Below are 12635 nucleotides of genomic sequence, written 5' to 3'. Positions count from 1 at the left end.
TATATATACATTATAATACATTTTCATTTTTTATCAACTGTCTCCTGCTGAAATTCCTTAGGTATATACCATTTTTCAATATTCCTATAAATATTAAAAAATGTTGGATCTATATCTCCCATAACCTTTTTATCCACAAGCAAAGCCTCATTTATAAAAAACAAACTTACATAAGGTAAATCTTCATTTATTATAGTTTGTAATTTTTCATAAGCTCTTAGTTTATCATTTCTATTCACTGAAATAAAAGTTTCAATTAAAGCTTCATCCATCATTTTATTATTGTACCTAATAAAATTAGTACCTGCTTTTATTTGAGTAGAATGAAAAGCAAAAGATAATTCTGGAATTACTGATAAATGCCAACCTAATAAGGCTATATCATAATCTCCTTTTAATATTCGGTTTTTTACTTGCTCCCATTGTTCTTCTCTCATTTCCTCTGTTATATTTTCAGGTATTTTTTCTGGATAATCCTTAACTACAAAAATGCCTATGTCATTCAAATTCTCTACTATCATGTCTGCCACTTTTAATCTTAAAGGATTATATGAATTAGTAATAAGCCTTAATTGAACTTTTTTACCTTGCTCATCTTCATAAAACCCATCTCCATCTACATCTTTCCAACCTAATTTATCTAATTCTTCTTTGGCTTTGGACGGATTGTATCCATAGATATTAGAATCTTCTGATAAAAGCCATGAATTAGGGTAAATTGGTAAATCTGTTTGAGTCCCATGCCCTAAATACACCCTCTGAATTATAGACTGTCTGTCTATCCCATAAGCAAATGCCTTTCTTAGTTTATTACTTCCCTCTTTCCTAAAAATACTATTTGAAAAATTAAATCCTAAAAATTCATAATTAGGCGAAATAAATTCATATATTCTAATTCTATTGTTTTGATCATATTTTTCCCAATCTATATCTAAAGCTGTAGTAAGATGAACTTGTCCAGTTTCAAAAGCTACTAAAGATAATTCATCATCCTCTAACATTTTCCCAACTATACTATCTATATAAGGTCTACCTTCTCTATATTGTTCATAAGCTTTTAAAAAAATAGTTTTATGTTTATCGTATTTTTCAAACATATATGGTCCCGTACCAATAGGAACAAAATCCTCTTCTGCTAATGCATTTATATAGGCATTTTTATCTTCCTTTTCTAATACAAATTTATGTTTTGGTAAAATTGGAAATGTCAATATTTCCAATTCATGACTAAATTTTTTATTAAATATTATATCTATATTATAGCTATCAATCACCTGTACATCTATAATTTTACGTATATCTGAATTTATGAAACTGCCAAATGCATTATCAAACATCTTTTTATAACCAATATCATTATTAGCATATTTAATTGTGTTTATAGTAAAAGCAACATCTTCTGCCGTAAACTTTTCACCATCATGCCACAATACATCTTCTCTAAGTTTAATACTAATTACTCTTCCTCCGTCCTTAACAGTATAATCTTCAGCTAATTGATTTTTAATATTCAAATTATCATCTAACTCAAATAATCCTTCATATATAAGTTTACTAAAATAGTAATAACTTGCATTTTCGTTTATTAAAGGATTTAATGTTTTTATAATAGTTAAAGGAAGTATTAATTCACCACCAAACTCAGGCTTATACTCTTTTTCTACATTTACATCTACATCTAAATCAACCATATGGTCATCTTGAAAATCTTTTTCACATCCTACTGTTACAATTAACATGATTAAAGCCAATATTATAAGTATCACCTTATTAAAATTCAAATCCACTCCCCCTTTTGCCATCTATATTATTTATATATTATAAAAGCTTTAATTAATTTTTTTATATTATGAAATAATATTATAAGCAAAGAACTATTATCATCATTGAGATTTTCAAATTGACCATCATACAATTTCTTGTATATTTCATAATTTTTAATCACTTTCTCTACATATTGCTCTGTTTCCTTAAATGGAATTTTTCTTAAATTTTCTCCATCATCACAATATTTTTTGTCCTCTAGCCACTTACTTACATTACCACTACCGCCATTATAGGCTGCTAATACTAAATATAAATCATTGTTAAATTCTTTGGATAACATATTTATATACCAAGTCCCTATCATTATATTTACATCTGGTTCAAATAATCTATCCAAAGTAAAATTTTCTATTGTTAAAACCTCTGATGCCCATTTGCCTGTAGTTGGGGAAATTTGCATAAGCCCTCGGGCATCTTTAGAAGATATAGCATCTTTATTAAAATTACTCTCAACATTTATTATTGCTGCTACTAAATAAGGATCCACATCAAATTGTTTAGAATATTTTCTAATTATATTTTTGTATGACAGAGGATAGGAGATATTAAAATATAAATTTATAATCAATAACATACTAAAAAATATTGTTAAAAAAATTAGTACATTTTTAAATAATTTACCCTTCCATATCAAAGGTAACCCTCCAAAATCTTATATTATTTCTTTTAAAACTTCATCTACTTGTTCTTCGAGTCTTTTTTTATCTCCTCTATTATCTATAATTCTTGTAACATATCTTTTTTTCACATCTATTGGCATCTGAGACTTAATCCTATAAATTGCCTCCTCTTCACTTATACCATTTCGTCTAATCAATCTATTTAATTGAGTCTTTTCATCTGTATAAACCAGCCATATCTCATCAAATACTATTCCATACTTTTTTAAATTATCTATTTCCTCTATTAATAAAGGTACATCAATAAACAAAATCTTTTCTTTTTCCATATTTCTCTTTATAGTTTCTTTTATAGTTAAAAGTACATGAGGATGCACTATATCATTTAATTTTTTTCTACTGTATTCATCTCTAAATACTAAATTTCCAAGTTTTTTTCTATCTATAGTTCCATCATTTTTTAATATATCCTCTCCAAAATAAGTAACTATCTCTCTATATACAGAAGAATCTTTGCTTACTACTTGTTTTGCTATTTTGTCAGCATCTATTACTTTGTATCCTTTTTCTATTAACATAGATGTAACCGTAGATTTACCAGTAGCAATACCGCCAGTTATTCCTATGATTTTACAATTATTGTGTTTCATACCAATTATTCCCTACCTTTATTTCCACCTTTAATGGTACATCTAATTTTATAGCATTTTCCATAGTATACTTCATAAGCTGTTTTACTTCTTCTAATTCATCCTTATGCGTTTCAATAATAAGTTCATCATGCACTTGAAGTATCAATTTAGATCTTAAATTTCTATCCTTTAATTCTTTATATATCTTCACCATAGCAACTTTTATTATATCAGCAGCACTACCTTGTATTGGAGTATTCATAGCTATTCTCTCTCCAAAAGATCTTACATTGAAATTTTTAGATTTTAATTCTGGTACATATCTCCTTCTATTTAGTATGGTTTCTACATAGCCTTTTTTTCTACCTATTTCTATAATATCTTCCATGTATTTCTTTACCATCTTATAATTTTCTAGATAATTATCTATATATTCCTTTGCTTCCTTTCTAGGTATATTTAAATCTCTAGAGAGTCCATAATCGCTTATCCCATAAATTATACCAAAATTAACTGCTTTGGCCTTATTTCTCATTGCTGGAGTAACTTCATCTTTGGGGATACCAAATATTTCAGAAGCTGTTTTAGTATGAATGTCTTCATCCCGAAAAAAAGCCTCCATAAGTTTTGGATCTTTAGAAAGATGGGCTAACACCCTCAATTCTATTTGAGAATAATCGCCATCTACAAGAACATAATCCTTAGATTTAGGTACAAAAGCTTTTCTAATTTTTCTACCTTCCTCAGTTTTTATAGGTATATTCTGTAGATTAGGTTCAGTACTTGAAATTCTCCCTGTGTTGGTTACCGTTTGATTAAAACTTGAATGGATTTTATGTGTTTTTTCATCTACTAAATTTATGAGCCCATCTATATATGTAGTTTTTAGCTTTACCAGTTGCCTATACTTAAGTATTTTTTCTATAATTTCATGCTGCCCTCTTAATTTATCTAATACTTCTGCATCAGTAGAATATCCTGTCTTAGTTCTTTTTATCACAGGTAATTTTAACTTATCAAATAACACTTCACCTAGTTGTTTTGGAGAATTTATATTAAACTCTTGTCCTGCTAATTCATAAATTTCATTTGTTAAATTATTTATTTGAGATTCAAACTCATCACCTAGTTGTTTAAGTACTTCTAAATCAACTTTAAATCCATTATATTCCATATCCGCTAATACTTCTACTAAAGGTAATTCTACTTCATAGTACAGGCAATCCATTTTCAATTCTTTTATCTTTTCCCTTATTGGTTTTTTAACTCTGTAAACCAAATCTAATATAGTGGAAACATACTTTGCTCTAGTTTCAACTGATAAATCTCCGTAAGTTTTTTTGTGTTTACCCTTACCTAGTAATTGCTCTTCTTCTTTACAAGAGCTATTTAAATATTTCATAGCTAATTGATTAACACTATAATTCGATTGTGCAGGATCTAATATATATTCTCCTATCATAGTATCAAATTCAATACCTTTTATATGGATATCCATCCTTAATAATCCTATTATATCAACCTTCATCATATGACCATACTTTTTTATGTCTTTAGATTCAAAATATTTTTTAAATGTAGTTATGAAAACATCTATATTATTTTCTGAAAAATCAATATAATAAGGTGAATTATCTGCAATCTTTATTCCTATACCTAACATAGAACTTTTCATATAATTTTCATGTTCAAATACAAATTTAAATCCAAATTCTTCATTGGAATCTAGCTCATCTATAATATCTCTAAACTTATTATCCTTTATTAATTTATATTTAACTTTATGAGAAGACTCTTCTTGTATTTTTAATTTGCTATCAGGTATTTTGGATAATAGACTATTAAACTCAAACTTCTTATAAAGTTCAACTAATTTATTCCAATCAGGTTCTTTTATCTTTAACTCTTCCATGGAAATTTGAATTGGGACGTTTTTTATAATTTCCCCTAATTTTTTACTTAAAAATGCAATATTTTTATGTTCTATTAAAGCTTCTTTAGTTTTCTTTCCTCCCACTTCATCTATATTATCATAAATATTTTCAATTGAACCAAATTGTTTCAATAATTTTATGCCAGTTTTTTCTCCAATCCCTGGTATTCCTGGTATATTATCTGATTTATCCCCCATAAGCCCTTTTAGATCTATAAATTGTTCTGGAGTAATACCGTACTCTTCTATAATCTTATCTCTACTATATTCTTCTAACTCTGTAATTCCTTTCTTGGTTATTAAAACTTTTATATTATCTGAAGATAATAATTGTAAATAATCTTTATCACCTGTAACTAATATTACCTCCATTCCATTTTCTTCACCAATTCTAGATAGAGTTCCTGCTATATCATCTGCTTCATAACCTTCCAATTCTATTTGACGAATATTCATAGCGTTTAATATCTCCTTTAGTATAGAAAATTGCAAAGCTAATTCATTAGGTGTAGAGTCTCTATTAGCTTTATATTGTTCAAAAGCTTCGTGCCTAAAAGTAGGTCCTTTCTTATCAAAAGCTACACAGATATAATCTATATCATAATCTTCCTGAATTTTATGTAACATAGTTAAAAATCCATAAACACCATTCGTATAAATTCCATCTTTAGTTGATAATAAGGGTAAAGCATAAAAAGCCCTATGTAATAAGCTATTGCCATCTATAACCATCAATTTTTCTTCACTCACAATACCACTCCTCATATATTATGTTTAAACATTAATATTAATTCACTAAAAACTTACATATTTATAAGTATATAATAAATGTACTTTCTAGTAAACAAATTAAAAATAAAAAATTCTTGATTATTTTTAAGATATATGTTATTATTATCCTTGTAAACAATACGCCGAAGTGGTGGAACTGGCAGACGCGTTGGACTCAAAATCCAATGGAGCTCAAACTCCGTGCGGGTTCGATTCCCGCCTTCGGCACCAATTAAAATTTTAAGTTTATAATGAAACCATCTTCTTAATATTGAAGATGGCTTTTTGTGTTTTTATAAACATTTCAGTCCCTTATTTTATTTAATTTACCTTCTATTTTATTTGACATTACATCACCTTCTACAACTTATTTCCCTAATATAATATTTAAATCCATTAAATTTTGTTGTAAATCTATTAATATATTTTTAATAGTGTCATAATTCTTTTCTAATAATTTAGGATCTACTAACTGGAATTTTCTTCTATTCAAAGATTGAAGTTGAAGATATATATCTTCTAACTCTTCTAAAATATCACTTTTTAAAGCATGAGATTCAATTAATTCCCTTTCAGTAAATTCTACAGTTTCTTTTTTAATACTATATTTATCTCCTAAATTAGGTATTATAGTTTCTATATTAAATTCCTTTTCTATTAACTGTGCAAAAACTTCCGATGCATCTTCTTCACCATGAACAATAAATATCTTTTGTGGTTTAGTTTTAAATTTCCTTATCCAATCCATAAGCATTAACTGATCTGCATGCCCAGAAAAACCTTGCAGATCATATATTTCTGCCTTTACTGCTACCTCTTCCCCTAATATTTTTACTTTTTTAGCTCCATTTAATATAATTCTACCTAAAGTTCCTTCTGCTTGATATCCAACAAATACTAAACTGTTTTTTTCATCCCACAAATTATGTTTTAGATGATGCCTTACTCTGCCTCCTGTAGCCATACCACTGGAAGAAATTATAACTTTTGGAAACTTATATTTATTTAATGCTATAGATTCCTTTTGATCTTTTATATATCTTAAGTTTGGAAATATAAATGGATTATCTCCTTTTAAAATAAGTTTTTTTGCTTCTTCGTTAAAACTACTAGAATTAGCTTGAAATGCTTCTGTAGCTAATACAGCCATAGGGCTATCTACATATATAGGAATTTTCATATATTCTTCAATATTATTATTATACTCATAATGCTTATTTAATTCATATATAATTTCTTGAGTTCTTCCTACTGCAAAAGAAGGTATAATTACAGTTCCACCTTTTACTACTGTTCTATTTATTATGTCTACCAATTTTTCTGCACTTTCCTTAAATTTTTCATGAACTCTATTTCCATATGTAGATTCAATTATTAAATAATCAGCACTATCAATATACTCAGGATCATTTATAATTGGTCTATCAGGCATACCTAAATCCCCTGAAAAAACTAATTTAACATATTGCCCATTTTCTTTTATCCATAACTCTATAATAGCAGAACCTAACATATGTCCTGCATCTCTAAACTTAAGTAAGATATCATCATTTATTTTTATTCTTTGATTATATAAATAAGTTTCAAAGAATTTTAAACTAATTTCTGCTTCTTCAATAGTATATAAAGGCTCTATAAATTCCTTACCAGCTCTTTGTCGTTTCCTATTTTCCCATTCCACATCTGCTTCTTGAATTTTAGCAGAATCTTTTAGCATTATTTTACATAAATCATAAGTAGGTTTAGTTGTTATAATTTTACCTTTAAATCCATCTTTTACAAGCTTTGGTATTCTTCCGCTATGATCAATATGAGCATGAGTTAATATTAAATAATCAATATCACGAGGATCATAGGGAAAATCTTCATAATTTAATCTTTCTATTTCTGAAGAACCTTGAAACATCCCACAATCTATCAAAATATTATACTTATCAGTTTTAATTAAATGGTTCGAACCAGTAACCATCTTAGCTGCACCAAAAAATTGAATATCCACTGATATTCCCCCTTGTAAATTTATTATACATTACAAAATATCTCCTATAACTCTAATAGCATTTTTGTATGCAAGTTTTTCAATTAATCTTTCACTCCAACCATATTTTTTTAGAGCATCAAATAGTAAATACATCTTATCAGAGCTATTTATTTCTAAGTTTCCGCCAATTCCATCAAAATCAGAACCTAATGCTAATACATCTTCTCCTCCTACATTCTTTATATGATTTAAATGTTTTACCATAAGTTCAACCTTACTATCTTTTAAAGATATATCTTCATTTAAAAACTGGGGTGCAAAGTTAAGTCCCATAACGCCACCTTTTTGTGCTAAAATTTTAATCATATCATCGGTTAAATTTCTTGGATGAGGTGATAATTCCCTTGAGTTGGAATGAGACGCAATAAAAGGTTTTTTACTAATTTTTGCTACATCATAAAATCCTCCATCTGAAAGATGTGAAACATCTATAATCATACCTATATGATTCATGTATTCAACTGCCTCTTTACCAAAAGGTTTAAGACCTTTATTCATTATATCTAAATCTTCAGAATTTGGATAGCCAAAGCAATTCTCATAATTCCAAGTTAATGTTAATAATCTTATTCCTAAATCGTAATATTCATCTAACTTTTCCAATTTCCCATCTACACTTCTTCCATCTTCAATGGTTAAAAAAGCTGATACTTTTCCCGAAGCATAATTTTTTATTAGATCTTCAGCATTATATGCCATAGAAATAATATCATTATTTTTAGCCACTTCATCTTTCAAAATTTTTGCCAATTTTTTAATATAATCATCATCAGAATCAAACTTTTCTTCTAATGTGTCCTTATCAATTAAAAATATTGCAAAAAATTGTGCCATAGCTTCTGCCTTTTTTAATCTTTTAAAATCTACACTTGCCACTGTATTGGAATATAAACTTTGTCCCTTTTCATCTATGATCTTTAAAAGAGTGTCACAATGAAAATCAATATACTTCATAAAACTTACCTCCTTCATTAATCTTATATCTTTAATGATACTATAACTTATTTTATATATCTATAATAACATAAATTTCTCTATAAATTTTAAAAAAGGGGTATAGTTTGAAATTTAAACTCATACCCCTTAAATAATTATCTTTGTGCCTTTACCTCCAACCAAATTTCATCATATACTTTAATAATATCCTTTGGATCTTTAAATATTTCTACATCCCCTATTTCTTCATCAGTAGGATAAGCTACTTTGCTATTTATTATATCCTCTGGCAATAATTCCATGGCTTTGTAATTAGGAGTAGAATATCCAATATAATCGGTATTTCTTGCAGCTATTTCAGGTCTATTCATAAAATTTATAAACTGTTCCGCTAACTCCTTATTTTTGCTATTTTTAGGAATTACCATACTATCAAACCATAGATTAGTTCCTTCTCTTGGAATAACATATTCTAAATTATCATTTTCTCTAATCATGGCTACTGCATCTCCTGACCATACAACTGCTAATGCTGCTTCTTCACCAATCATCATATCTTTTACTTCATCTCCTACATATGCATATACCAAAGGTTTTTGTTTTATCAATTCTTCTTTAGCTTCTTCCAATTCATCTATATTCCTAGAATTCATAGAATATCCAAGTTTTTTTAAAGCTACAGCTATAGAATCCCTTTGACTATCTAGCATCAATATTTGATCTTTGTATTTCTCATCCCATAGTATATTCCAACTATCCACTTCTTCTAAAACCATGTTTTTATTATATATAATACCAAAAGTTCCCCACATATAAGGTACTGAATAATCATTGTTTGGATCAAATTCTAAATTTAAAAACCTATCCTCTATATACTTTATATTGGGAATGTTTTCCTTATCTATCTTTTCTAATAAGCCTTCATTTATCATTCTTTCAATCATATAATCTGAAGGAAAAGCTACATCATAACTAGTACCTCCTTTTTTTATACTTACATACATATCTTCGTTGGTTGCAAAGGTATTGTAATTTACCTTTACATTAAATTCCTTTTCAAAATCTCTTATTACAGAAGGATCAATATAATCTCCCCAATTATATACATTAAGAACAGGTTTTTTATCACCACAACCAGTTAATAGTATACTAGTAGTTAAAATTAAACTCACTATAATTAACATCTTTATATTCCTTGTCATATTATATCGCCTCTTTCGCCAATATTATTTGATGATTTACTATTTATTATTAACAATAATATGAGTAAACTTACAAACATCAAAGTGGATAATGCATTAATAACTGGATTAATTCCCCTTCGTGCCATAGAAAATATAGTAATACTTAAATTTGTAACTCCTGGTCCTTTATTAAAAAAGGATATAACAAAATCATCAATAGATAACGTAAAAGCTATAAGTGCACCCGATATTATACCTGGCATTATCTCAGGAATTACCACCTTCCTTAAGGCATAAAAAGGAGTGGCTCCTAAATCCATAGCTGCTTCTGCCAAATGTTTGTTCATCTGTTTAAGCTTTGGCAGTATAGATAATATTACATAAGGTATAGAAAATGTAATATGAGATAATAGCATAGTTAAAAATCCAAATTCCACATTTATAAATCTAAATAAAGTCATCAAGGATACAGCTGTTACAATATCTGGGTTTAATACAGGCAAATAATTTAAATTTAATACTACTTTTTTGCTAATTCCAGGCATCCCATATATACCTATAGCAGCAAAAGTACCAATTATGGTGGACAAAACTGATGATAAAACTGCAATTATTAATGTATAGTATAAAGCCATAAGTATTTCATCATTTTTAAATAATTCAACATACCATTTTAGAGTAAATCCATTCCATACTCCCCTAGATTTAGAATTATTAAAAGAAAACACTATCAATACAATAATTGGTGCATATAAAAATAAAAAAATTAAAAAAGTATATATCTTTTTCATTCCTTTACTTACCATAGTCCTCCACCACCTTCATTATCTTTATCAAATTTAGCCGTTATTGCCATAGTAATTAATATTATAACCATCATTATTATGGATATAGCAGACCCAAAATGCCAATCTCCAGTTCCTAAAAATTGTTGTTCTATTAAATTACCAATAAGCATATATTGGCCTCCACCTAATAATCTTGAAATTACAAAAGTACTAACTGCAGGCATAAAAACCATAGTAATCCCCGTAATTATACCAGGAATACTTAAGGGAAATATAATTTTTGTAAAAACTTTTATCTTACCTGCTCCTAAATCTTCTGCTGCTTCAATTAAACTTTTGTCAATCTTTATCAATACTGAATATATGGGAAGTACCATAAAAGGTAAAAAATTATATACCATACCTAATAATACTGCTCCATCATTATATATTAAATTTAAAGGTTTTAGTCTTAATTTAGTCAATATATAATTAATAAATCCATTTTTCCCCAATAAAGTTAACCATGCATAAGTTCTTAATAAAAAATTCATCCACATAGGTATTACAAATAATAATATCATTACATTTCTCTTTTTTATATTTTCCTTTGAAATTATCATAGCCATAGGGTATCCTAATATTAAAGTAATAACTGTAGATTTTAATGCAAGATTTATAGAACGCCATAATACATCTATATACCTAGGATCTAAAAATTTTTTAAAATTATCCAATGTAAATTGAATATTTCTTATATCCCCATCTCCTGTGGTAAAAGAATATAAAAGTATTAAACCTAAGGGTACTACTATAAATATGATCATCCATAAGATATAAGGATAGGCTATTCTCTTAGTCCTCATATTGATCCACCGCCTTCTTCATTATGTGAATATTCTCAGGAATTATATTCATTCCTATTTCACTACCTACAGGCTTCATGATAGTGCTATGAATCATCCATTCAATATTTCCATCTTGCACCAATATTTCATAATGAACACCTTTAAAGGTAACAGAAGTAACTATTCCCCTTAGTTGCCCTTCATCTGGAGAAGTTATTTCCAAATCCTCAGGTCTAATTACCACATCTACATTCTCTTTTTTATCAAATCCTTTATCTACACATTCAAATATTCTTCCAGCAAACTCTACCACATAATCTTCATGCATAATTCCATCCACAATATTACTTTCTCCTATAAACTTAGCTACAAAAGCATTCTTAGGTTCATTATATATATCAACTGGTGTACCAATTTGTTGGATAGTTCCTTTATCCATCACCACAATTGTATCAGACATAGTAAGTGCTTCTTCTTGATCATGGGTAACATATATGAAAGTAATACCAACCTTTCGCTGCATCTTTTTAAGTTCAGTTTGCATCTCTTTTCTAAGCTTTAAATCTAAAGCACCTAAAGGTTCATCTAATAGTAATACCTTAGGTTCATTTACTAAAGCTCTAGCAATAGCTACTCTCTGCTGTTGCCCACCGCTTAGGGAATCTATAGTTCGATTTTCAAATCCCTGTAAATTTACTAATTTTAACATTTCTTTAACTTTAATTTTTATTTTATCCTTTGGAAGTTTTTTTATTTTTAATCCAAAAGCTATATTTTCAAATACATTCATATGAGGAAATAGAGCATATTTTTGAAACACAGTATTTATTTGTCTCTCATAAGGTGGTAAATTAGTAATATCCTTTCCTTCAAAAATTACCTGACCTTCAGTAGGTTGTTCAAATCCTCCTATAATTCTAAGAGTAGTAGTTTTACCACATCCGCTTGGACCTAATAATGTTAAAAATTCATTTTTTCTAATATATAAATTTATATTATTAAGAACTTGAACTCCATTATATTCCTTTGATATATTTTTTAAGTCTATGGCATGAATTTTTTCCACATCATAACCC

General features: G+C 27.9%; 10 protein-coding genes and 1 tRNA gene. 1 reads left to right on the top strand and 10 read right to left on the bottom strand.

From position 1 onward, the window contains the following. Positions 1–23 precede the first annotated feature (23 nt). Genes KQI16_RS08610 through polA form a run of 4 tightly spaced genes read right to left on the bottom strand, consistent with a single transcriptional unit; the run spans position 24 to position 5762 of the window. The gene (locus KQI16_RS08610; RefSeq protein WP_216433597.1) at positions 24–1781 is read right to left on the bottom strand and encodes a peptide ABC transporter substrate-binding protein; all 1758 of its coding nucleotides are present in this window, start codon (positions 1779–1781) and stop codon (positions 24–26) included. 26 nt (positions 1782–1807) lie between these two features. Continuing rightward, positions 1808–2461: a lytic transglycosylase domain-containing protein gene (locus KQI16_RS08605; RefSeq protein WP_202690614.1), complete on the bottom strand. Its 654-nt coding sequence runs from the start codon at positions 2459–2461 to the stop codon at positions 1808–1810. Between the two features lie 18 nt (positions 2462–2479). Further along, entirely contained in the window at positions 2480–3097 is a 618-nt protein-coding gene (coaE, locus tag KQI16_RS08600) for a dephospho-CoA kinase (RefSeq protein ID WP_216433595.1), read from the bottom strand. Further along, positions 3084–5762 carry a DNA polymerase I gene (polA, locus tag KQI16_RS08595; protein ID WP_216433593.1) on the bottom strand — a complete coding sequence of 893 codons (2679 nt, stop codon included), beginning with the start codon at positions 5760–5762 and terminating at the stop codon, positions 3084–3086. Before polA ends, coaE begins: the two co-directional genes overlap by 14 nt. Positions 5763–5925: 163 nt before the next feature. Here polA and KQI16_RS08590 point away from each other — a divergent pair. Next, positions 5926–6014: transfer RNA gene (locus tag KQI16_RS08590), tRNA-Leu, on the top strand. Between the two features lie 136 nt (positions 6015–6150). Here the strand turns inward: KQI16_RS08590 and KQI16_RS08585 are convergent. The 6 genes from KQI16_RS08585 to potA all read right to left on the bottom strand — a co-directional run bounded on the left by KQI16_RS08585 (position 6151) and on the right by potA (position 12625). Beyond that, on the bottom strand, positions 6151–7782 hold the full coding sequence (locus KQI16_RS08585) for an MBL fold metallo-hydrolase RNA specificity domain-containing protein (RefSeq protein WP_132025710.1): 1632 nt from the start codon (positions 7780–7782) through the stop codon (positions 6151–6153). A gap of 30 nt (positions 7783–7812) precedes the next feature. Further along, the gene (locus KQI16_RS08580) at positions 7813–8778 is read right to left on the bottom strand and encodes a dipeptidase (protein WP_132025708.1); all 966 of its coding nucleotides are present in this window, start codon (positions 8776–8778) and stop codon (positions 7813–7815) included. 137 nt (positions 8779–8915) lie between these two features. Beyond that, a complete protein-coding gene (locus tag KQI16_RS08575; RefSeq protein WP_216433592.1) occupies positions 8916–9962 on the bottom strand; it encodes an ABC transporter substrate-binding protein in 1047 nt (348 codons plus the stop codon). Beyond that, a complete protein-coding gene (locus KQI16_RS08570; protein ID WP_216433590.1) occupies positions 9959–10750 on the bottom strand; it encodes an ABC transporter permease in 792 nt (263 codons plus the stop codon). The genes KQI16_RS08575 and KQI16_RS08570 overlap by 4 nt, the downstream gene beginning before the upstream one ends. Continuing rightward, on the bottom strand, positions 10744–11577 hold the full coding sequence (locus KQI16_RS08565; protein ID WP_216433588.1) for an ABC transporter permease: 834 nt from the start codon (positions 11575–11577) through the stop codon (positions 10744–10746). Before KQI16_RS08565 ends, KQI16_RS08570 begins: the two co-directional genes overlap by 7 nt. Next, positions 11567–12625 (bottom strand): spermidine/putrescine ABC transporter ATP-binding protein, encoded by a 1059-nt coding sequence (potA, locus tag KQI16_RS08560; RefSeq protein WP_202690613.1) that lies wholly within the window; start codon positions 12623–12625, stop codon positions 11567–11569. The genes KQI16_RS08565 and potA overlap by 11 nt, the downstream gene beginning before the upstream one ends. Positions 12626–12635 lie beyond the last annotated feature (10 nt).

Origin of the sequence: Caproiciproducens sp. MSJ-32, from assembly GCF_018918055.1 — a bacterium.
In the GTDB taxonomy this organism is placed as follows: domain Bacteria; phylum Bacillota; class Clostridia; order Clostridiales; family Clostridiaceae; genus Clostridium.
This window is presented reverse-complemented; position numbering and strand designations above follow the sequence as displayed.